The sequence below is a fragment of the Pseudomonas sp. IPO3774 genome, from assembly GCF_013386835.1.
Lineage (GTDB): Bacteria > Pseudomonadota > Gammaproteobacteria > Pseudomonadales > Pseudomonadaceae > Aquipseudomonas.
The window spans coordinates 51,174-73,472 of the sequence record NZ_JACAQY010000007.1 but is presented as its reverse complement, the minus strand read 5'-3'; the positions used below and the strand labels follow the sequence as shown (position 1 = coordinate 73,472).

At 61.9% G+C, this 22,299-nt stretch carries 19 protein-coding genes and 2 pseudogenes; 7 read left to right on the top strand and 14 right to left on the bottom strand.

Going from position 1 to position 22,299, the window contains the following annotated elements:
• Positions 1 to 136: 136 nt before the first annotated feature.
• Positions 137 to 1,216 (bottom strand): hypothetical protein, encoded by a 1,080-nt coding sequence (locus tag HYE77_RS03385; protein ID WP_003219547.1) that lies wholly within the window; start codon positions 1,214 to 1,216, stop codon positions 137 to 139.
• Positions 1,217 to 1,375: 159 nt separating this feature from the next.
• Between HYE77_RS03385 and HYE77_RS03380 the strand changes: the two genes are divergently transcribed.
• The 4 genes from HYE77_RS03380 to HYE77_RS03365 are packed head-to-tail and all read left to right on the top strand — an operon-like array spanning position 1,376 to position 3,988.
• Complete coding sequence (locus tag HYE77_RS03380) at positions 1,376 to 1,684, top strand: PepSY domain-containing protein (protein WP_008432789.1); 309 nt, start codon at positions 1,376 to 1,378, stop codon at positions 1,682 to 1,684.
• On the top strand, positions 1,684 to 2,007 hold the full coding sequence (locus tag HYE77_RS03375; RefSeq protein ID WP_102369441.1) for a PepSY domain-containing protein: 324 nt from the start codon (positions 1,684 to 1,686) through the stop codon (positions 2,005 to 2,007). Before HYE77_RS03380 ends, HYE77_RS03375 begins: the two co-directional genes overlap by 1 nt.
• Positions 2,007 to 2,675: a response regulator transcription factor gene (locus tag HYE77_RS03370; protein WP_003219550.1), complete on the top strand. Its 669-nt coding sequence runs from the start codon at positions 2,007 to 2,009 to the stop codon at positions 2,673 to 2,675. The genes HYE77_RS03375 and HYE77_RS03370 overlap by 1 nt, the downstream gene beginning before the upstream one ends.
• On the top strand, positions 2,672 to 3,988 hold the full coding sequence (locus HYE77_RS03365) for a sensor histidine kinase (protein WP_008432791.1): 1,317 nt from the start codon (positions 2,672 to 2,674) through the stop codon (positions 3,986 to 3,988). The genes HYE77_RS03370 and HYE77_RS03365 overlap by 4 nt, the downstream gene beginning before the upstream one ends.
• An 89-nt stretch (positions 3,989 to 4,077) precedes the next feature.
• On the opposite strand, the gene HYE77_RS32895 is transcribed toward HYE77_RS03365, so the two are convergent.
• Both HYE77_RS32895 and HYE77_RS32890 read right to left on the bottom strand, forming a co-directional pair.
• A complete protein-coding gene (locus HYE77_RS32895; protein WP_371132963.1) occupies positions 4,078 to 4,833 on the bottom strand; it encodes a methyl-accepting chemotaxis protein in 756 nt (251 codons plus the stop codon).
• Positions 4,834 to 4,935: 102 nt separating this feature from the next.
• Positions 4,936 to 5,082: pseudogene (locus HYE77_RS32890) on the bottom strand (HAMP domain-containing protein); the annotation flags it as partial.
• Positions 5,083 to 6,599: 1,517 nt separating this feature from the next.
• Between HYE77_RS32890 and HYE77_RS03355 the strand changes: the two are divergent.
• From HYE77_RS03355 to HYE77_RS32880, 3 genes and pseudogenes are all read left to right on the top strand, one after another.
• On the top strand, positions 6,600 to 7,919 hold the full coding sequence (locus HYE77_RS03355) for a Na+/H+ antiporter family protein (protein WP_177055358.1): 1,320 nt from the start codon (positions 6,600 to 6,602) through the stop codon (positions 7,917 to 7,919).
• A gap of 70 nt (positions 7,920 to 7,989) precedes the next feature.
• Positions 7,990 to 8,811 (top strand): annotated as a pseudogene (locus HYE77_RS32885) (cache domain-containing protein); the annotation flags it as partial.
• A gap of 36 nt (positions 8,812 to 8,847) precedes the next feature.
• Positions 8,848 to 9,669 (top strand): methyl-accepting chemotaxis protein, encoded by an 822-nt coding sequence (locus HYE77_RS32880; protein WP_371132463.1) that lies wholly within the window; start codon positions 8,848 to 8,850, stop codon positions 9,667 to 9,669.
• 60 nt (positions 9,670 to 9,729) lie between these two features.
• Here the strand turns inward: HYE77_RS32880 and HYE77_RS03345 are convergent, their stop codons facing one another.
• The 11 genes from HYE77_RS03345 to nuoE form a co-directional block, all read right to left on the bottom strand.
• Positions 9,730 to 10,044: a DNA-binding transcriptional regulator gene (locus HYE77_RS03345; RefSeq protein ID WP_177041779.1), complete on the bottom strand. Its 315-nt coding sequence runs from the start codon at positions 10,042 to 10,044 to the stop codon at positions 9,730 to 9,732.
• A gap of 263 nt (positions 10,045 to 10,307) precedes the next feature.
• A complete protein-coding gene (nuoN, locus tag HYE77_RS03340; protein WP_003219557.1) occupies positions 10,308 to 11,771 on the bottom strand; it encodes an NADH-quinone oxidoreductase subunit NuoN in 1,464 nt (487 codons plus the stop codon).
• Between the two features lie 7 nt (positions 11,772 to 11,778).
• Entirely contained in the window at positions 11,779 to 13,311 is a 1,533-nt protein-coding gene (gene nuoM / locus HYE77_RS03335; protein WP_003219558.1) for an NADH-quinone oxidoreductase subunit M, read from the bottom strand.
• Positions 13,312 to 13,360: 49 nt separating this feature from the next.
• Complete coding sequence (gene nuoL / locus HYE77_RS03330) at positions 13,361 to 15,214, bottom strand: NADH-quinone oxidoreductase subunit L (protein ID WP_003219559.1); 1,854 nt, start codon at positions 15,212 to 15,214, stop codon at positions 13,361 to 13,363.
• Positions 15,211 to 15,519, bottom strand: a complete 309-nt coding sequence (gene nuoK, locus HYE77_RS03325) for an NADH-quinone oxidoreductase subunit NuoK (protein WP_003219560.1) — start codon at positions 15,517 to 15,519, stop codon at positions 15,211 to 15,213. Before nuoK ends, nuoL begins: the two co-directional genes overlap by 4 nt.
• A 2-nt stretch (positions 15,520 to 15,521) precedes the next feature.
• On the bottom strand, positions 15,522 to 16,025 hold the full coding sequence (nuoJ, locus tag HYE77_RS03320) for an NADH-quinone oxidoreductase subunit J (RefSeq protein WP_003219561.1): 504 nt from the start codon (positions 16,023 to 16,025) through the stop codon (positions 15,522 to 15,524).
• Between the two features lie 9 nt (positions 16,026 to 16,034).
• Entirely contained in the window at positions 16,035 to 16,583 is a 549-nt protein-coding gene (nuoI, locus tag HYE77_RS03315) for an NADH-quinone oxidoreductase subunit NuoI (protein ID WP_003174725.1), read from the bottom strand.
• Positions 16,584 to 16,594: 11 nt separating this feature from the next.
• The gene (nuoH, locus tag HYE77_RS03310) at positions 16,595 to 17,602 is read right to left on the bottom strand and encodes an NADH-quinone oxidoreductase subunit NuoH (protein WP_003219563.1); all 1,008 of its coding nucleotides are present in this window, start codon (positions 17,600 to 17,602) and stop codon (positions 16,595 to 16,597) included.
• Positions 17,599 to 20,313, bottom strand: a complete 2,715-nt coding sequence (gene nuoG / locus HYE77_RS03305) for an NADH-quinone oxidoreductase subunit NuoG (RefSeq protein ID WP_177068397.1) — start codon at positions 20,311 to 20,313, stop codon at positions 17,599 to 17,601. Before nuoG ends, nuoH begins: the two co-directional genes overlap by 4 nt.
• 135 nt (positions 20,314 to 20,448) lie before the next feature.
• Complete coding sequence (gene nuoF / locus HYE77_RS03300; RefSeq protein ID WP_003219566.1) at positions 20,449 to 21,804, bottom strand: NADH-quinone oxidoreductase subunit NuoF; 1,356 nt, start codon at positions 21,802 to 21,804, stop codon at positions 20,449 to 20,451.
• A complete protein-coding gene (nuoE, locus tag HYE77_RS03295; RefSeq protein ID WP_003219568.1) occupies positions 21,801 to 22,298 on the bottom strand; it encodes an NADH-quinone oxidoreductase subunit NuoE in 498 nt (165 codons plus the stop codon). Before nuoE ends, nuoF begins: the two co-directional genes overlap by 4 nt.
• Position 22,299 lies beyond the last annotated feature (1 nt).

Below are 22,299 nucleotides of genomic sequence, written 5' to 3'. Positions count from 1 at the left end.
ACAGTTTGTCGCGGCCGCGCGCATACCGCGTAGCAGCTGTCGAGCCATGGCGAGGCTGCGTTTGCGATTTGTCTGACAAACCGAGGTGCTGCCGACGCAGCCTCGCTTGGGCTCGACAGCTGCTACGGAGAGGGCGCTAGAGAGCCAGCAGGCGTTCGCCCAATTGGCCATTGTCGGCCAGTTGCAGAAACTCATCCCCCAGCCGCTGGCTTTCGCTCATTGCGGTTTGCCAGTACTTGTTGCGGCCCGGGTCATCCCCCATGAAGCGCTTGAAGTCACTGCGGTCCGGCAGTTTGCCGTGGGGCAGTCGCGCCAGGTATTCCTTCGACGGCGCCAGCAGCAGGACATCCTGCAAACCCTGTTGATTGGCGCGGCGCCACGGCAAGCCCTTGTCGAACCAGCCGGGAATGACCCGGTCGGTGAAGTGCGGGTACAGCACGATGTCATCGCCGTGGTAGGGCAGGTCGAGGTGATAGTCCAGCAGGCCGCCATCGCGGTAAGTGCCTTGGCCCGCACCCGGCAGGTCGCGTACGCCTTGCATCACCATGGGGATCGAGCCCGACGCCAGCAAGGCCTGGCGCAGGTTGCCCAGTTCCAGATCAAGGAAGCGCGACGGGAAATCCTTGAGCGCATGCAGCGGTGGCGCCTGGCGTGGGTCGTGGACGATCAGCCGTTCGAAGTGCCGGGACAACCGCGCGCGGCCCCTCAGGTTGTCGGCGATCACCGAGGACAACCCCAAACCAAGCCGACCGCGATGATCGTCGGCGAGCAGGCCATGGCTTTTGACCACCATGATGTTCAGCCGGTAGTGCGGGTTGTCGAGCACGCGGGCATCGCGGCCGGCCAGCAAGTCATCGAGCATGCGCACGCAGCTCTGGCTGACTTCGGCCATGGTCACGCCTTTGGCAAAGCTTTGTGCGTTGTACAGCCGGCCCAGGTCGAGCAGGCCTTGCACCGGGTCGGGCAGGCACGCACTGGCAAACCGCCAGGAGCCTATCGAGGCGCCGATCAGCGCACGCTCGCGGGGCGCCCGGGGCAGCCAGTCACCAAACAGCGCCAGGTCCAGACCCTGGATGCCCAGCGCCTTGGGCCCGCCGGCAGCGCCGGGAAGGATGCCGACGTCCGCAGGCGCAAGCCCCTGCTCACGAATGCGTGCAAAAGCGCGTTTACCGGCCTTGAGGGTCAAGGCGGGGAACTTCATATGGATAGCAGTCATACCGGTCTCATTTACCGCGAGCAGGGCAGTATAGAAAATCTTGCCCGGTTGCAGGCAAAGGTCTCGCAGAGAATTGCCATGGTGGCAATTCAGTTTCAGTTAAGTTGGATCCAGTACCGTGAGCCCCGTAGGCAAAATATCCCGAAACGGAGACTCACCATGAAAACCCTCACAGCCTTGATCGCCAGCAGTATCATCGCCCTCACCGCAGGCGTCGCCCAGGCTCGCGACCTGGGGCCGGACGAAGCACTGAAGTTGCGCGACGCTGGTACCATTGTGTCTTTCGAGAAGCTCAATGCTATCGCACTGGCCAAACATCCCGGCGCCACCGTGCATGAAACCGAGCTTGAAGAGGAATACGGCAAATACCTTTATCAGGTTGAACTGCGCGACGCCCAGGGCGTCGAGTGGGACCTGGAATTGGACGCCGTCACCGGCGCCGTCCTCAAGGATCATCAGGATACGTAATGAAGGTAAATCTACGCACCAGCGTTCAAGTGGCGCTGGTGCTCCTGGCATTTTGCTCAGGCCTGGCCGCTCGGGACCTGGGCCAGGATGAAGCGCTGCGCCTGCGCCAGAAGGGCGTGATCGCGCCGCTTGAGCATCTGCTGGGCCCGGCTTTCGAGCGCTACCCGGGCGCCAAGCTGCTGGACGCCGAGCTTGAAGAGCACAAGGATCGCCCTGTGCGCTATATCTATGAAATCGAACTATTGACGGTGGAAGGCGTGGTGCGCGAGATCGAACTCGATGCCAACACCGGTCAACTGCTCAAAGACAAGGAAGACGACTGATGCGCCTGCTGCTGGTGGAAGACCACGTACCCCTGGCCGATGAGCTGATGGCCGGACTCAATCGCCAGGGCTATGCCGTCGACTGGTTGGCGGATGGGCGCGATGCGGTGTACCAGGGGCGCAGCGAACCCTACGACCTGATCATCCTTGACCTCGGCCTGCCGGGTTTGCCCGGGCTTGAGGTGTTGACGCAATGGCGTGCCGCCGGCCTGGCCACGCCGGTGCTGATCCTCACTGCCCGCGACTCCTGGGCCGAGCGCATCGAAGGGCTCAAGGCCGGGGCCGACGACTACCTCAGCAAACCGTTCCATCCCGAAGAGTTGCACCTGCGTATCCAGGCCTTGCTGCGTCGTTCCCATGGCCACGCCAATCAGCCCACCTTGCAGGCTGCCGGCTTGCACCTGGATGAGGGTCGCCAGTGTGTGATGCGTGATGGCGAGGAGATCCAGCTGACCGCGGCCGAGTTTCGGCTGCTGCGTTACTTCATGCTGCACCCCGAGCAAATCCTTTCAAAAAGTCACCTGGCCGAACATTTGTACGATGGCGAGACCGAGCGTGACTCCAATGTGCTGGAGGTCCACGTCAACCACCTGCGCCGCAAGTTGGGCCGCAGCGTGATCGAGACCCGGCGCGGCCAGGGTTACCGGTTTGGTGCCAGCCCGGCATGAAGTCGATCCAGCGGCGCCTGAGCCTAGGGCTGATCAGTGTGATGGTGATCGTCGGCCTGGTGCTGGCGCAGACCAGCCTGTGGCTGTTCGAAATGGGCCTGCAACGTTACCTGGAGTCCGGCTTGCGCAACGACAGCGAGAACCTGCTGGTGGCGCTGGTGCGCGGGCCGGCGGGGGTGCAACTGGATGAGCAGCGGTTGTCTCCTGCGTACCAGCGTCCGTTTTCCGGGCACTATTTCCGTATCGATTTTGCCGACACCCATTGGCGTTCCCGCTCGCTGTGGGACCAGGAACTGCCGCAGTTGCCCCACGCCGGGCTCAAGGGCAACCTGCAGTTGGGGCCGGAAGGCCAGCAGTTGCTGGTACTGCGTTCGGACTACAAACGGTTTGGCCAGTCGATTTCCATCAGCGTGGCCCAGGACTACACACCCGTCAGAGAAAGCTTTCGGCTGATGCGCCAGATCGGCCTGGTGCTGGGGCTGGCGGCGCTGTTGCTGATCCTGATTCTGCAACGGGTCACCGTGCGCCGCGCCTTGCGCCCGCTGGAGACCGCACGCAACCAGATCGCCCAACTGCAGCAGGGCCAGCGCTCGCAACTGGACACCCAGGTGCCGGTGGAGCTGGAGCCGCTGGTGGCGCAGATCAACCATCTGCTGGCCCACACCGAAGACAGCCTCAAGCGCTCGCGCAATGCCCTGGGCAATCTCGGCCATGCCTTGAAAACCCCGTTGGCGGTGTTGCTGAGCGTGGCATCCAGCGAACAGCTCAAGGACCATCCGCAACTGAGCAAGCTGCTGCGGGAACAGTTGGAGCAGGTGCAGCAACGGCTTAATCGTGAACTCAATCGTGCCCGCCTGGCCGGAGAGACACTGCCGGGTGCCTTGTTCGATTGCGACGGCGAATTACCGGGGTTGCTTGCGACCCTGAACATGATCCATGGCGAACACCTGGATTTGAGTTACCGCGTGCCGCCCGGTTTGCAATTGCCGTGGGACCGCGAAGACCTGCTGGAACTGTTGGGCAACCTGCTGGACAACGCGTGTAAATGGGCGGACGCGGAGATTGTGTTGAGCATCGGCGAAACCCCGGAAGGCTTTCGGTTGGCTGTCGAAGATGACGGGCCGGGGATTCCCGAGAGCCAGCGTGATCAGGTGTTCAGCCGAGGCACGCGGTTGGATGAGCAGACTGACGGGCATGGTCTGGGGCTGGGGATCGTGCGGGATATTGTCGAGGTGTGGGGCGGGGTGCTTCTGTTGCAGGAGAGCGAGCTGGGCGGGTTAAAGGTCATCATCGACCTGCCACGCCGCCATTGAAAACAAACCGTAGCAGCTGTCGAGCCTCGCCAAGGCTCGACAGCTGCTACGGGATACTCGGGCTGATTGCCGGAGTATCCCGCAACTCATCAAACCCTGAACTGATCCATCAGGCCCTGCTGCTGATTCGCCAGGCTGTTCAACGCCTGGCTGACCCGCGCCGATTCATTCGCTTGCTCGGACAACGACTCCGTCACATCTCGAATCGTCGCCACGTTGTTGTTGATCTCCTCGGCCACCGCACTTTGCTCTTCGGCGGCGCTGGCGATCTGCAGGTTCATGTCGCTGATTACCGTTACCGCATCGCCGATCTGGCGCAAGGCGGTCACGGCCTGGCCCACTTGTTCGACGCTGCCCTGGGCCTGGCGATGGCTGTTGCTCATGGAACCGACCACTTCCTGGGTACCGCTTTGCAGTTGCTCGATCACCAGGCGGGTTTCTTCCACCGACTCCTGGGTACGCCGCGCCAGGTTGCGCACTTCATCGGCGACCACCGCAAAACCGCGACCGGCTTCACCCGCACGGGCGGCCTCGATAGCGGCGTTCAGTGCCAGCAGATTGGTCTGCTCGGCGATTGCACGAATCACTTCCAGTACCGAGCCGATCTTCTCGCTGTTGGCCGCCAGTCCTTCAACCTGGGTCATCGCGGTGCTCATATCCGCCGCCAGGTGGCCGATGCTGGTGGTGGTGCGGTCGATCACGGTCAAACCTTCACGCGTCGCCTGATCGGCATCGCGGGCCGCCTGGGCGGCTTGCGCGGCACTGCGGGCGACGTCCTGGGCGGTGGCGCTCATCTCGTGGGAGGCGGTGGCCACCTGGTCGACCTGACGGTATTGCTGCTCCATGCCGGCACTGGTTTCAGTGGCGATGGCGGCCGACTGGTCGGCGGTGCCACGGGCGTCCTGCACTGAGCGTTTGACCTGGGCAATGATCGGCTGCAGCTTGTCGAGGAAGCGGTTGAACCAGCCGGCCAATTCGCCGAGTTCGTCGTGTTTGTCGTAGGCCAGGCGGCGGGTCAGGTCACCTTCGCCACTGGCAATGTCTTCCAGCATGCGCGCCACACCGAGGATCGGCCGGGTCACGCTGCGGGCCATCAGCCACACCAGCAACAGGCCGACGATTGCTGCCAGCAGGCCCAGGCTCAGTTCCAGCAGAGTGCCCTTGGCGTTATCGGCGTCCAGTTTGGACTTCAGGGCTTCAGCCGGAGCCACCAGGACTTTTTCCGGAACATCCAGCAACACGCCCCACGGCTTGCCATCGGGGATCGGCTGGAACGGCGCGAGCACCTTGAGTTGGTGGTCGGTGCGCACGCTGCGGGTCTGGGTGCTGGTGGAAAGCGAACTGATCAATTGCGCGCCGTTGGCGGTGTCGACGGCATCCAGGCGCTGGCTGAGTTTGCCGGCGTCCGGACTGTAGCCGGCCAGCAGGCCCACCGGGCTGATGATGCTGACGCTGGTCTGGCCGTCGTAGAGTTTCTGGCTGGCGCCCTGGCTGACGGCTTGCAGGCTGTTGAGGTTGATGTCCACCGACAGCGAGGCGATGACTTTGCCGTTGACCATCAGCGGGAAGACGATGCTGGTCATCAGCACCTTTTGCCCATCGATCACATAGAAGTACGGCTCGATCACGCAGGGCTTGAGTGTGGTGCGCGGGCAGGTGAACCAGGCGTTGGCTTTTTCGCCGCTGGGTCCGACGCTGGTGTCGGACATGTCGCTTTCAGGCAGCGACATTGAAGTCAGCTTGCCCGCAGTCGGCTGGGACCAGTACAGCGCAAAGCGGCCCTTGTCGTTGCTGCCCAGCTCTTGCTGGTTGGCGAACAGTTCGTCCTTGCCATCCAGTGCGTTGGCCTCGAATACCAGGGACAGGCCCAGCAGTTCCGGATTGGCCTGCAGCGCGGCCTTGACCTGGCGGGTCAGGTCTTCGCGCAGGTCGAAGGCATCCAGGAAGCGTTTCTCGGCCTGTTCGCGCAGGAACAACACCTGCCGGGAAAAACCGTGGCCGTATTGATAGGCGTCCATGAACTGCTGGCGAATGCCCAAGGCCTGGACCTCACCCTGGGCTTCGATGCGTGCCTGGGCGGCTTCGTCGAGCATTTCCATACTGGAAGCCTTGACCAGGTCGGAGCTCTGCGCCATGCGGTACAGCGAGAGACCTACCAGCAAGGTCACGATGCCCAGCAGGCAAAGACCGGCCAGCAGGGTAATTTTCCATTGAATGGACAGCTGTCTGAGCGACATGGAGCCTTCCTTAACCTTTCGATACGACAGAGACGATCTGCCTGTATCGGCGGCTCGGAAATTTTCTTTATTCAAACGATCAATTTAAACCTGTTTGTGTGGCGAGGGGGCTTGTCCCCCGTTGGGCTGCTTAGCGGCCCCAAGAAAAGCGGGAGCGCTGCGCACTCCAACGGGGGACAAGCCCCCTCGCCACAGACAAATCCCCTAACCACTGACAAACCTTCTCCCCACTTTTTTGACAAGGCAGGCCGGGTGCTGCAAAGTGCGCGCCCTCTAATAAAACTCCCTTAAAACCTGGTTTGCGGCAGCCGTTCCCGACAGCAGCCCGGGCAGGTGCGTGCTTTTTTCATGTTTTCTGTCTTGAGGTAACGATGATTAATGCAGTAATCGCCGCGGTCGGCACCATGCTGGTGCTCAGCTTGTCCCGCGTGCATGTGGTGATCGCGATCATTGTCGGCGCCCTGGTGGGTGGCCTGACCGGCGGCCTGGGTATCGACGCGACGCTCAAGGCGTTCAACAGCGGCCTGGGTGGCGGTGCGACGGTGGCGTTGTCCTACGCGCTGCTCGGCGCGTTCGCCGTGGCGATTGCCAAATCCGGCCTGGCCCATGCGCTGGCCGATAAAGCCCTGCTGCTGGTGGATCGCCAGGAAGCCACGGGCGGCAGTCACGTCAAATGGCTGCTGATCGGTCTGCTCTGGGTGGTGGCCATCGCCTCGCAGAACATCCTGCCTATCCACATCGCGTTTATCCCGCTGCTGGTACCGCCGCTTTTATATGTGCTGACCAAACTGCAGCTGGACCGCCGTCTCATCGCCTGCGTCATGACCTTCGGCCTGATCACGCCCTACATGTTTCTGCCGGTGGGCTTCGGCAACATCTTCCTGAATCAGATCCTGCTGGCCAACGTGGCCAAGAGCGGTGTCGACATCAGCCAGGTCAACGTCACCCATGCCATGGGCCTACCGGCGCTGGGCATGGTGGTCGGTTTGCTGGTGGCGGTGTTTGTCAGCTACCGCAAGAAGCGTGTGTACGACCTGGAGAAGATCGAGCGAGTCGAGCAGGTGGCGGTGCAATACAACCCGCTGACCCTGCTGGTGGCCGGCCTGGCGATTGCGGCGGCGTTCATTATCCAGCTGTGGCTGGACTCGATGATCATTGGCGCCCTGGCCGGGTTCCTGATCTTTTCGGTGTCGGGCATCGTGCGCTGGCGCGACACCGATGACCTGTTCACCGAAGGCATGAAGATGATGGCGATGATCGGCTTCATCATGATCGCCTCGTCAGGCTTTGCCGAAGTGCTCAAGGCCACCGGTGAAGTGCAGACACTCGTGCAAGCCTCGGCGGCGTTTATCGGCCATAGCCGCGGTGTGGGCGCGCTGCTGATGCTGCTGGTGGGCTTGCTGGTGACCATGGGCATCGGCTCGTCGTTTTCCACGGTGCCGATCCTGGCGGCGATCTTTGTGCCGCTGTGCGTGCAGCTGGGCTTCAGCCCGCTGGCGATCGTGTGCATCGTCGGCACGGCCGGGGCATTGGGTGATGCCGGCTCGCCTGCGTCGGACTCCACCCTGGGCCCGACTTCCGGTTTGAACATCGATGGCCAGCACCACCATATCTGGGACACCGTGGTGCCGACCTTCCTGCACTACAACATTCCGCTGCTGGCGTTTGGCTGGTTTGCCGCGATGACGCTCTGACGGGATTGTCCTACAGATTTATTGTAACTAGCCGTTAACCTCTTGAGTTGTCCCTCAAGAGAGAAGAGCCATGCGTCTGAGTCTAAAGGCCAAAGTACTGTCCCTTGCTGTCCTGCCCGTGTTGTTGTTTGCCGTGATCATCAGCCTGACCACGGTGTGGATCCTTCGGGAGCAGGCCCGCAACGAGGTCGAAGAAACCCGTCAGAACCTGCTCAACGACGCCAAGACCACCTTGCGCGGCTACGTCGAGGTGGCGATGACCACCATCAAGCCGCTGTACGACGCTGCCGCCCAAGGCGATACGGCCGCACGGACGCAAGTGGTCAAGCTGCTGTCCAACACCAGCTATGGCAAGGATGGTTATTTCTTCGGCTACGACTCCGAGACCATTCGCCTGTTCAAGGGCAACAGCCCGGACGGCGTCGGCAAAAGCTTCAAGGACAACCGCGACCCGAACGGCGTCTACGTCAACCGCGACTTGGTGAAAGTCGGCAAGGACGGCACCCACTACCTGCAATACAGCTCGACGCAGCCCGGCCAGACCGAGCTGGTGCCCAAGCTTGGCTACACCGAATACTTGCCCAAGTGGGACATGGTGATCGGTACCTCGGTGAACCTGGATGGCATCGACGCCCAGGTTGCCGAGGTTCAGGCCAAGGTGGAGAAACGCATGGAAGGCGTGGTGCTGAGCATCATCGGCATTGCCGTGGTGGTGCTGTTGGTGATTGCCGCCGTGGGCATGCTGGTGGCCAATACCATCCTGCGGCCGTTGCACCTGATGAAGATCAACCTCGACGACATCGCCGCCGGTGAGGGTGACCTGACCCGCCGCCTGGCCATCACCAGCCAGGACGAGCTTGGCGAACTGGCAGGCTCTTTCAACCGCTTTGTCGACAAGATCCACAGCCTGGTACGCCAGATCACCGAGATGACCTCCCAGCTTACCGGCCTGGTGAGCCAGGTCGCCGAGCAAGCCAACCGCTCGGAAAAGGCCATGGAGCGCCAGCGTCACGAGACCGACCAGGTGGCTACCGCGATCAACGAAATGTCCTCCGCGGCCCATGAGGTGGCGCGCAGTGCCCAAGGCGCAGCCGTCGCTGCGCAGCAAACCGACGCCGAAGGCCAGGCCGCGAAAAAAGTCGTGGATGGCAGCATCGCGCAGATTCACGCGCTGGTGAACGACATCCGCAGCAGCGGCGTGTCCCTGGACAGCTTGCAGCAGGATGTGTCGTCGATTGTCAGCGTGCTTGGCGTGATCCGCTCGATTGCCGAACAGACCAACTTGCTCGCCCTCAACGCCGCCATTGAAGCCGCGCGGGCAGGGGAGGCCGGTCGTGGTTTTGCCGTGGTCGCCGACGAAGTACGGGCGTTGGCCAGCCGCACCCAGCAAAGCACCCAGGAAATCCAGGGCATGATCGACCGCCTGCAAAAAGGCACCGAGGCCGCCGTGGAATCCATGCGCCGCTCCAGCGATGCCGGCGACGGCACGTCCGCCCAGGCCAACGAAGCCGGAGCGTCCCTGGACACCATGGCGCAGCTGATCGGCACCATCAACTCGATGAACGCGCAGATCGCCAGCGCGGCGGAAGAACAAACCGCCGTGGCCGAAGAGATCAACCGCAGCGTGCATCAGATCGCGGTGGCGGTTGACAGCGTGGCCGATGAAACCCAACAGGGGGCCCAGACCTCCCGCAGCCTGGCGGACCTGGGGCAGCGGTTGGGTCAGTTGGTGGGGCAGTTCAGGATTTGATTGCAGGCTTTTGCCCATCGGCAACGTCCTGTTGCCGATGGGGTTGCCTGGATTGATCGATCAGGTCAACAGCGCCAACCGCTCCACCGTCTCCGGAAACCTCGCCACCAGCCGAATCAACGTTGCCGCCTGAGCATTGGGTTTTGCTCGGCCTTGCTCCCAGTTTTCCAGGGTCCGTGTATTGGTGCGCAGGTACATCGCAAATACCGAGCGCGACAGATTGAGTTGTTGGCGCACGGCAATCACTTCGTCGGCAGTGAGAGGTGCCAGTTTGTTCAACTGCACCTTGTGGCTACGCAACGTTACCTTGCCTTGTCGTTCATCTGCCAGCGCGTCGAAGCCTTCGACCCGTTCGGAAAAGATGTCACGTTTCATGAGTGTACCTACGTAGATTGCGTATAGGTCGACAACTCTACGGTGGCGCTTGGGAGGGGGATATCAGGAGAGATTGTGTGTCGGGTCAGACAACTCCGCCGTTTCTGTAGGACCGAGCTTGCTCGCGAAAAACTGAAAAGCGCCGCGTTGTTTCAGATACCCCGCGTCATCGTTAACGACCATCGCGAGCAAGCTTGCTCCTACAGCGGAAAGCAAAACGGCGCCCGAAGGCGCCGTTTTGCTTGCTGCGTTTAACTAAGCGATCAACCCGCCATCACCGCATGCTGCACCAGGGTGAGCAACGGTTGTGGGTACACACCCAGGAAGAACGCCAGCAGGGCGATTGCCAGCAGCATCACGCCGCCTGCTTTCTGTTCCCAGTGCAACTCGGCGTCCACACGGCGCAGGTTTGGCTCGATCAGGTACAAGGTCACCATCACGCGCAGGTAGTAGAAAACGCCGATGGCGCTGCCCAGTACCAGGGACGCAACCAACCACCATTCGTGCGCTTCAACACCGGTGGCCACGATGTAGAACTTGCCGATGAAGCCCGCAGTCAGCGGGATACCCGCCAGGGACAGCATCATCACGGTCAGTACGGCGGTCAGGTACGGACGGCGCCAGAACAGGCCGCGGTATTCGTACAGGGCGTCGGCGTCGCGGCCTTTGTAAGGTGAGGACATCAGCGTGATCACACCGAATGCACCCAGGCTTGTGATCACGTAGGTGACCAGGTACACGCCGATGGCTTCCATCGCCAGGCCCTTGCTCGCCACCAGGGCGATCAGCAGGTAACCGAAGTGCGCGATGGACGAATAACCCAGCAGACGCTTGAGGTTGTTCTGGGTCAGCGCCAGCAGGTTGCCGAACAGGATCGAAGCGATGGCGATGATGGTCAGCACGTTGCTGAGTACACCGGTGTTGGCCGCAGGGGAGATCTGGAACAGACGCACCATCACGGCAAACACGGCGACTTTCGACGCGGTAGCCAGGAAAGCAGCCACCGGCGCCGGGGCGCCTTCGTACACGTCCGGGGTCCACAGGTGGAACGGCACCAGCGACAGCTTGAACGCCAGGCCGATCAGCATCATGGCCAGGCCCAGTTGGGCGATTGGCGCTGGGCTGCCGGAGGCTGCCAGGGCGTGACCGATACCGCTGAAGCTCAGGCTGCCGGCTTCTGCGTAGAGCAGGGCCATACCGAACAACAGGAATGCCGAACCGGCAGCCGACAGCACCATGTACTTGATGCCGGCTTCCAGGGAGCGCTTGTTGAAGAAGGCATACGCTACCAGGCCGTAGACCGGGATCGACAGCAGTTCCAGGCCGATGAACAAGCCGGCCAGGTGCTGCGCGCTGACCAGCACGATACCACCGGCCGCAGCCAGCAGGATCAGCAGGTACAGCTCTTCGCGGTTGCCCGGGTAGCCGGTGCCGCCTTCGCCGAGGTAGGCGTGGGCAAGCGTGACGCAGGCCAGGGTAGCAACCAGGATCAACGCGATATACAGCAGCGCGAAGTCATCGACCATCATCAGCGGGGTCACGGCCAGTGGCGCGACCTTGAGTGCCGGGATAATCGACAGCAGGGCCAGGTTCAAGCCCGCACAGGACAGCAGGAACGTTTGCGAGTGATTGCGGCGCCAGGCGATCGCCAGCATCACCACCACGATGGTGAGGCTGGTGATCAGCAGCGGCGCAAGCGCGATAAAGTGTTGGATCGTGAATTCCATAGCGCTCTTACCGGGCCGAAGCGAGTTGAGAGAAGGCGGTGCCGAACCACTGCTGCACGCCATGCATCGTTGCGGCAGAAGTATCCAGGAACGGTTGCGGGTACACGCCGATAAACACCAGCAGTACCGCAAGGCCGAGCACCATGATCAGTTCGCGACCGTCCATGCCGTGCAACACGGTGTCGGACTTGGCCGGACCGAAGTATGCGCGGTGGATCATGATCAGCGAGTAGACCGAACCGAACACCAGGCCAGACGTAGCGATCGCACTGACCCACGGCGTATGCACGAAGGCACCCATCAGGATCAGGAACTCGCCGATGAAGTTACCAGTACCCGGCAAGCCCAGGGATGCGGCGGCGAAGAACAGGCTGATGGCCGGCAGGTAGGCGATACGTGACCACACGCCACCCATCTCGCGCATGTCACGAGTGTGCAGGCGCTCGTACAGTTGGCCGCTGAGGATAAACAGTGCCGCAGCCGACACACCGTGAGCCAGCATCTGGATCACTGCGCCTTGCAGCGCCAGTTGGCTGCCGGAGTAGATGCCGATCAGTACGAAGCCCATGTGGGAAACGGACGAGAAGGCAATCAGACGCTTGATGTCGGTTTGGGCGAAGGCCAGGAACGCACCGTAGAAGATCCCGATCAGACCGAGGGTCATGGCGATCGGCGCGAACTCGGCCGAGGCATTCGGGAACAACGGCAGGGCGAAACGCAGCAGGCCGTAGGCCGCCGTCTTCAACAGGATACCGGCCAGGTCGACGGAACCCGCAGTCGGCGCCTGGGCGTGAGCGTCAGGCAACCAGGAGTGGAACGGCACCACCGGCAGCTTCACCGCGAACGCGATGAAGAAGCCCAGCATCAGGATGTACTCGGTGGTCAGGGACATCTTGGTTTTCAACAGGTCGGCGTAGTTGAACGTGATCACGCCCGTGCTGTTGAAGTTGACCAGTACCAGGCCCAGGATCGCCACCAACATGATCAGGCCGGAAGCCTGGGTGAAGATGAAGAACTTGGTCGCCGCGTAGATCCGGGTTTTCTTGCCGTCCGAAGAACTGTGACCCCAGAGCGCGATGAGGAAGTACATCGGCACCAGCATCATTTCCCAGAAGAAGAAGAACATGAACAGGTCGAGGGCGAGGAACACGCCGACAACGCCGCCCAGGATCCACATCAGGTTCAGGTGGAAGAAGCCCACGTGACGCTGGATCTCTTTCCAGGAGCAGAGTACCGAGAGGATACCCAGCAGGCCGGTCAGCAGGATCATCAACAGCGACAGGCCGTCGAGGGCCAGGTGCACGTTGATGCCGAAGCGCTGGATCCACACGTGCTTGAATTCAAGCGCGAAGGTGGGATCGACACCCGGTGCCGGAGCAAATGAATAGTCGCCATGGGCCCACAGCCAGAGGCCGAGCGCGAGTTCCAGGGACATGGTCAGCAACGCAATCCAGCGGGGGAGGGTGGCGCCGAAGCGTTCACCCATCCAGCAGAGCAGGCCGCCGATAAAGGGGATCAGGATTAGCCAGGGCAGAATCATGACGGGCTCGTTTCCTTTCGCAAGTTCGCAAAGTTCGCAATGTGCATAGTCAGACCGCGACCACGATGATGGCGCCGATTACCAGGACGGCACCGGCCGCCATGGAAGCTGCATACCAGCGCAATTGGCCGGTCTCGCTGCGGCTCAGGGCGGTGTGACCGGCCTTGGCGGCACGCGGGATCAAACCGATGGTCTGGTCGAGCGGGTCTTTGCGCAGTACGTGGCTGATCGCAAGGTATGGCTTGACGAACAGTTTGTCGTAGATCCAGTCGAAGCCCCAGGCAGCGAACCACCAGGCCGAAAGGAAGCGGCCAATGCCACTGTTGGCGATGGCAGTGACGAAGCGGCGCTTGCCGAGGAACAGCAGGGCCGCCAGCAGGATACCCGCGATGGCGATGGCGCCCGAGGCGATTTCCAGGCTGTGCTTGGCTGCACCACCGGCATGGCCGGCGCTTTCCGGCAGAACACCGGCCAGTGGCGGGGTGATCATGGCGCCGACGAAGGTCGACAGGATGATCAGCACCGACAGTGGCAGCCAGTGGGAAATGCCATGGCCTGCGTGGGCTTCAGTCTTGGCTTCACCGTGGAACGTGATGAAGATCAGGCGGAAGGTGTACAGCGAGGTCATGAACGCACCTACCAGGCCGGCGTACAGCAGGCCGTGGTTACCGCTGGCAAAGGCTTCCCAGAGGATTTCGTCTTTCGAGTAGAAACCTGCGGTCACCAGTGGCAGGGCCGACAAGGCCGCGCCGCCGACGATGAAGCTGGCGTAGGCCAACGGCAGTTTCTTCCACAGGCCGCCCATCTTGAAGATGTTCTGCTCGTGGTGGCAGGCAACGATCACCGCACCGGAAGCAAGGAACAGCAGGGCCTTGAAGAAGGCGTGGGTCATCAGGTGGAAGATCGCGCCGTCCCAGGCGCCAACGCCCAGGGCCAGGAACATGTAGCCGATCTGGCTCATGGTCGAGTAGGCGAGGATACGCTTGATGTCGGTCTGAACCAGGGCAGCAAAACCTGCCAGTACCAGGGTCACGCCACCCACCAGGCCCACCAGATGCAGAATCTCCGGTGCCAGGGTGAACAGGCCGTGGGTACGGGCAATCAGGTAGACACCGGCGGTTACCATGGTCGCGGCGTGGATCAGTGCCGAAACCGGGGTAGGACCGGCCATCGCATCCGCCAGCCAGGTTTGCAGCGGCAGTTGCGCGGATTTACCGACAGCGCCACCCAGCAGCATCAGGGTCGCCAGGGTGATCCAGAAGTCGCCGACCTGGAATTTCTGCGGTGCCAGCACCAGCAGTTCCTGGATGTTCAGCGTGCCCACCTGTTGGAACAGGATGAACAGGCCGATGGCCATGAACACGTCACCGATCCGGGTCACGATAAAGGCTTTGAGTGCGGCGTTACCGTTGTTGCGGTTGCTGTAGTAGAAACCGATCAACAGGTACGAGCACAGGCCCACGCCTTCCCAGCCGAAGTACAGGAACAACAGGTTATCGCCCAGCACCAGGAACAGCATGCTGGCGATAAACAGGTTGGTGTAGGCGAAGAAGCGCGAGTAACCGGCTTCACCGCGCATGTACCAGGACGCGAACAGGTGGATCAGGAAGCCCACACCCACCACCACGCCGAGCATGGTGATCGACAAGCCGTCGACGTAGAGGGCGAAGTTGGGCTTGAAGCCCTCCACCGACATCCACTGCCACAACACCAGGGTGTAGTGACCGCCTTCAGGCGGTGCGACGTTGAATTGCCAGATGACGTAGGCGGCGACAATTGCCGACAGGCCGATGGAACCCACGCCGACCAGGGCCGAGAGGTTTTCCGACCAGCGTCCACGGGAGAACGACAGCAGCAGGAAACCGATCAGGGGAAATACGAAAGTCAGAAAGATCATGTTCATCCGCGCATCTCACTGGCAGCGTCGATATCAAGCGTGTGGAAGCGACGATACAGTTGCAGCAGGATCGCCAGGCCAATACTGGCCTCGGCGGCTGCCAGGCTGATCACCAGGATGAACATCACTTGTCCATCCGGCTGGCCCCAACGGCTACCGGCCACGATGAACGCGAGTGCCGCGGCGTTCATCATGATTTCCAGGCTCATCAACACGAACAGAATGTTGCGGCGAACCATCAGGCCGACCAGGCCAAGGCAGAACAGGATGCCGGCGACCGCCAGACCATGCTCCAAAGGGATAGCAGGCATCGTCATTGCTCCTTGGCTTCGTTGCGGCCCAAGTGGAAGGCGGTGATGGCTGCAGCGAGCAGCAGCATCGAAGCCAGTTCGACCACCAGCAGGTACGGGCCGAACAGGCTGATGCCCACGGCTTTCGCGTCTACGGTGGTGTGGCCGATGGCCTGGCCGCTCTGGTGAGCGAACAGCACATACAGCAGTTCACCCAGCAGCAGGGCTGCCAGGATCACCGGGCCGAGCCAGATGCCGGGCTTGAGCCAGACGCGTTCCTGGGCGACAGACGCCGGCCCCAGGTTGAGCATCATCACCACAAACACAAACAGCACCATGATGGCGCCGGCGTAGGCGATCACTTCCAGTACACCGGCGAACGGTGCGCCGAGGCTGAAGAAGGTCATGGCCACGGCGATCAGCGAAATGATCAGGTAGAGCAGGGCGTGCACGGGGTTAGTGTTGGTGATCACGCGAAGCGTGGACACCACTGCAATACCCGATGCGAAATAGAAAGCGAATTCCATCTTTCTTCCTTAAGGCAGCAAGCTCTTCACGTTGATCGGCTCGGCTTCGTTTTGTGCGGCGCCTTTCGGCTTACCGGCAACGGCCATACCTGCAACACGATAGAAGTTGTAATCAGGGTTTTTACCGGGACCAGAGATCAGCAGATCTTCTTTCTCGTACACCAGGTCCTGACGTTTGAACTCGGCCATCTCGAAATCCGGTGTCAGCTGGATCGCGGTGGTCGGGCAAGCTTCCTCGCAGAGGCCGCAGAAAATGCAGCGCGAGAAGTTGATGCGGAAGAAGTCCGGGTACCAGCGACCGTCTTCGGTTTCAGCTTTCTGCAGCGAGATGCAACCCACCGGGCACGCCACGGCGCACAGGTTGCAGGCCACGCAGCGCTCTTCGCCGTCGGGGTCGCGGGTCAGGACAATGCGGCCGCGATAACGCGGCGGCAGGTACACCGCTTCTTCCGGGTATTGCAGGGTGTCGCGTTTGCGAAAGCCGTGACCGAACACCATCACCAGGCTTCGCAACTGGGTACCGGTACCCTTAACGATGTCGCCAATATATTTGAACATGGGTCAAATCCTCACTGAACCGCGCCCGCTGGCGTGTTCAACAACACAACGGCAGCAGTCACCAGCAAATTGATCAGGGTCAGCGGCAGGCAGAATCGCCAGCTGAAATCCATCACCTGGTCATACCGTGGACGCGGGATGGAAGCGCGCAGCAGGATGAACAGCATGATGAAGAACGCGGTCTTCAGGAAGAACCAGAAGAACGCCAGCTGCGGCAGGATGCCGAACGGACCGTGCCAGCCGCCGAAGAACAGCGTGACCAGCAGGGCCGAGATCAAGATGATGCCGATGTATTCACCAACGAAAAACATGCCCCATTTCATGCCGGCGTATTCAATGTGGTAACCGTCGGCCAGTTCCTGTTCCGCTTCCGGCTGGTCGAACGGGTGACGGTGAGTCACGGCGACGCCAGCGATGAAGAACGTACAGAAGCCGAAGAACTGCGGAATGATGAACCACAGGTTCTGCGCCTGGTACTCGACGATGTCGCGCATGTTGAACGAGCCCACCTGCACCACGATGCCCATCAGCGCGAGGCCCATGAACACTTCGTAGGACACGGTCTGGGCCGAAGCCCGCAAGCTGCCCAGCAGGGCGAACTTGTTGTTGCTCGACCAACCGGCGAACAGCACCGCGTAGACCGACAGGCCGGCCATGGCGAAGAAGAACAGCAAGCCGATGTTCAGGTCCGCCACGCCCCAGGTCGGGGTGATCGGGATGATTGCGAAGGCAATCAGCAAGGCGCTCATGGCCACGACCGGTGCCAGGGTGAAGATCACCTTGTCGGCAAACGGCGGGGTCCAGTCTTCCTTGAAGAACATTTTCAGCATGTCGGCGGCGATCTGGAACATACCAAACGGGCCAACGCGGTTCGGACCGTAACGGTCCTGCCACCAGCCCAGCAGGCGACGTTCGACGAAGCTGAGCAGGGCGCCCGCCACGACCACGGCCAACAGGATCACGATGGCCTTGACCACCGCGATGATCACGTCGATCACTTCAGGGGTGAACCAGGTCATTGAGCTGCCTCCTGCAGACCGTCAACGGTAAGGCCGAAGATCGCCGGAGGAATCCCCGCGAGGCCTTTTGGCAATGCAACCAGGCCAGCACCCAACTCTTCGTCGATGCGCAGCGGCAGACGCAGGGTCTTGCCGGCGACGTTCAAGCTGAGCAGGGCACCGTCGTTGACGCCCAGGCGGTCGGCTTCGGACTTGGCTACGGACACGTAGGCGGCTGGAATGCGCTCTTGTACCGGCGCGGCTTTGGAAGAAGTCTCTTCGCTGCCGAACAGGTGGAAGAACGGCACAACCTGCCAGGTACCCTGGGCCGGGTTGAACGGACGCGGAACGCTGGCGAACCAGTTCAGCGAGTCACCGGTGCTTTCGATCAGGCGGGTGCCCGGGTCGCCGGCACGGATGTGGCCACCGACTTCGTCCTGGAACTTGTTCCAGGCCTGCGGCGAGTTCCAGCCCGGCGACCAGGCGAAAGGCACCTGCTGACGTGGCTCGACCGAACCCGAGTAACCTTCCATGGAGAAGGCAAACGCGGTGTCGTTGTCTTGCGGTGTACGTGGCTCATGCACGCTGATGTCAGCCCGCATGGCGGTACGGCCGGAGTAACGCAACGGTTCACGGGCGAGTTTCATGCCCTTGATGCGGAACGCGGCGGACGGTGCAGCGTCGACGATGCGCGCCAGTTGCGGTGCGGCTGCGGCTGTGGCGGCAGTCACGTGGTCGAGCTGGGTCCAGTCGATCGGCTGGTTCAGCAGGGTAGCGCGCAGGGCATGCAGCCAGCGCCAGCCTTCGTGAACCAGGATGCTGGCGTCCATGTACTTCGGATCGAACACCTGGAAGAAGCGCTGGGCGCGGCCTTCCTGGCTGACCAGGGTACCGTCGCCTTCAGCAAAGCTGGCGGCGGGCAGTACCAGGTGGGCACGGTCGCTGGTGGCGGTTTTCTGGTGGTCGGCAACGATCACCACTTTGGCCGCGTTCAGCGCTGCGTCGACCTTGGCCGAATCAGTGCGGGTGTACAGGTCGTTTTCCAGTACCACGATCGCATCGGCGCTGCCGTCGGTCACGGCTTGCAGGGCGGCGTCCAGGGACTCGCCACCGAGCATGGCCAGGCCGAGGCTGTTGGCCTCTGGCACGATCAGGCTGATGGAACCGTTCTTCTCGCGCAGCTTCAAGGCTTTGGCGATGTTGGCCGCGGCTTCGATCAGCGCCTTGGAACCCAGCGAGGTGCCGGCGATGATCAATGGACGCTTGGCGGCCAGCAGGGCGTCGGCGATACGCTTGGCCAGTTCAGCGGCTTCAGCGTCCAGGCCTTCTACGGCAGGCGCACTGGCGTCGAGGGCGTGGGCCACGGCGAAACCGATGCGGGCCAGGTCGTCAGGCGCGGCGTGTACGCATTCTTCTGCGATGTCGTCGAGCTTGGTGGCGGTCAGGCTGGCGATAAACAGCGGGTTCAGCGCGTGCTGGCCGATATTTTTCACCGCAGCGTCGAGCCATGGCTGGACGCGCATGGCGTCGGCCATGTCTTCGGCCTTGCCTTTTACCGACTGGCGCAGGGACAGGGCGACACGGGCAGCGGTCTGGGTCAGGTCTTCACCGAGGACGAAGATCGCGTCATGGTCTTCGATGTCGCGCATGTTCGGAACCGGCAGCGGGCTGTCGTTCAAGACTTGCAGCACGAGGCGGATGCGCTCCAGTTCACCGGCTTCGATACCCGAGTAGAAGTGCTCGGCACCCACCAGTTCGCGCAACGCGTAGTTGCTTTCGAGGCTGGCGCGGGGCGAACCGATACCGACGATGTTGCGACCGCGCAGCAGGTCAGCGGCTTTATCCAGTGCTTCGTCGAGGCTCAGCTTGGCGCCGTCGGCCAGCAGTGGCTGACGCGGGCGGTCTTCGCGGTTGACGTAGCCGTAGCCGAAACGGCCACGGTCGCACAGGAAGTACTGGTTGACCGAACCGTTGAAGCGGTTTTCGATCCGACGCAGTTCGCCGTAGCGTTCGCCCGGGGAGATGTTGCAACCGCTGGAGCAGCCATGGCAGATGCTCGGCGAGAACTGCATGTCCCACTTGCGGTTATAGCGCTCGGAGTGAGTCTTGTCGGTGAACACACCGGTCGGGCAGACCTCGGTGAGGTTGCCGGAGAACTCGCTTTCCAGGGTGCCGTCTTCAACGCGACCGAAGTACACGTTGTCGTGGGCGCCAAACACACCGAGGTCGGTACCGCCGGCGTAGTCCTTATAGAAGCGCACGCAGCGGTAGCAAGCGATGCAGCGGTTCATCTCGTGGGAGATGAACGGGCCCAGTTGCTGGTTCTGGTGAGTACGCTTGGTGAAGCGATACCGGCGCTCGTTGTGGCCGGTCATCACGGTCATGTCTTGCAGGTGGCAGTGGCCGCCTTCCTCACACACAGGGCAGTCGTGTGGGTGGTTGGTCATCAGCCATTCGACGACGCTGGCGCGAAACACTTTCGCTTCTTCGTCTTCGATGGAGATCCAGCTGCCGTCGGTGGCAGGGGTCATGCAGGACATCACGATACGACCACGGGTGTCGTTCTCGTCGGTGTACTGCTTGACCGCGCACTGGCGGCAAGCGCCAACGCTGCCAAGGGCGGGGTGCCAGCAGAAATATGGAATGTCGAGGCCTAGCGACAGACACGCCTGTAACAGGTTGTCTGCCCCATCGACTTCGAGCTCTTTGCCGTCTACGTGGATAGTGGCCATGGTTCAAAGTTCTTCGTTGGCCCGGTGTCAGCGGGCGTGGCTAATGGAATCTTGTTATTCATGTGCATCAACACAGCCTTGAAGGCGTCAGCACATGAGAAAGCGAAGGGCACGGACCCTTCGCCTTTTTAAGCGTTACGCGCCGACTACGATCGGCCTTGCCAGAGGCGGGACGGCGGCGCTGGTAGGCGCGATGCCGGCTTCGAACTCCGAGCGGAAGTATTTGATCGCGCTGCCCAATGGCTCCACGGCGCCCGGTGCGTGAGCACAGAAGGTCTTGCCTGGGCCGAGGAAACCGACCAGACCCAGCAGGGTCTCGATGTCACCCTCACGGCCTTCGCCGTTTTCCAGGGCCATCAGCAGCTTGACGCTCCACGGCAAACCGTCGCGGCACGGGGTGCAGAAGCCACAGGATTCACGGGAGAAGAACTGCTCCATGTTGCGCAGCAACGACACCATGTTCACGGTGTTGTCCACGGCCATGGCCAGGCCGGTACCCATACGGGTGCCCACCTTGCCGATGCCGCCAGCGTACATTTGTGCGTCGAGGTGCTCAGGCAGCAGGAAACCGGTACCGGCGCCACCTGGCTGCCAGGCCTTGAGGGTGTAGCCATCGCGCATGCCGCCGGCGTAGTCCTCGAACAGCTCGCGTGCGGTCACGCCGAAAGGCAGTTCCCACAGGCCCGGGTTCTTGACCTTGCCGGAGAAGCCCATGAGCTTGGTGCCCATGTCTTCGCTGCCTTCGCGGGCCAACGATTTGTACCACTCCACGCCGTCGCCGATGATTGCCGGCACGTTGCACAGGGTTTCAACGTTGTTCACGCAGGTCGGCTTGCCCCACACGCCCACGGCGGCAGGGAAGGGCGGCTTGGAACGCGGGTTGGCGCGGCGGCCTTCGAGGGAGTTGATCAGTGCGGTTTCTTCACCGCAGATATAACGCCCGGCGCCGGTGTGCACGAACAGTTCGAAGTCGAAACCCGAACCAAGGATGTTTTTGCCCAGCAGGCCAGCGGCCTTGGCTTCTTCCACGGCACGGTTCAGGTGCTTGGCGGCGGTGGTGTATTCGCCACGCAGGAAGATGTAGCCACGGTAGGTTTTCAGCGCGCGGGCACTGATCAGCATGCCTTCGATCAGCAGATGGGGCAGTTGCTCCATCAGCATGCGGTCTTTCCAGGTGTTCGGCTCCATTTCATCCGCGTTGCACAGCAGGTAGCGGATGTTGATGGATTCGTCTTTGGGCATCAGGCCCCACTTGACACCGGTGGGGAAGCCTGCACCGCCGCGGCCTTTGAGGCCTGCGTCCTTCACGGTCTGGACGATGTCGTCCTGGGCCATGTCGGCAAAGGCTTTGCGCGCGGCCGCGTAACCGTTCTTGGCCTGGTACTCGTCAAGCCATACAGGCTCGCCGTCGTCACGCAGGCGCCAGGTCAGCGGGTGAGTCTCGGCCGACCGCTTGATGCGGTTGGCAGGACCGAAGGAAGTCAGGGTCATGGGTAGCCCTCGAGCAATTGGGTGACGCCAGCAGGCTGCACGTCGCCGAATGTGTCGTCGTCGATCATCAACGCCGGCGCCTTGTCACAGTTGCCCAGGCAGCACACCGGCAGCAGCGTGAAGCGCCCGTCCGGAGTGGTTTGGCCCAGGCCGATGCCCAGCTTGCTCTGGATCTCGCTGACCACGGACTCGTGGCCACCGATGTAGCAGACCATGCTGTCGCACACGCGAATGATGTGGCGGCCGACCGGCTGGCGGAAGATCTGGCTGTAGAACGTCGCCACGCCTTCAACGTCGCTGGCGGGGATGCCGAGGATCTCGCCGATGGCGTAGAGGGCGCCGTCCGGCACCCAGCCACGTTCCTTCTGGACGATCTTCAAGGCTTCGATCGACGCCGCGCGCGGGTCTTCGTAGTGATGCAGCTCGTGCTCGATGGCCGAGCGCTCGGTTTCACTCAAGGTGAAACGGTCTGTCTGGATAAGCGTGCTATTCATG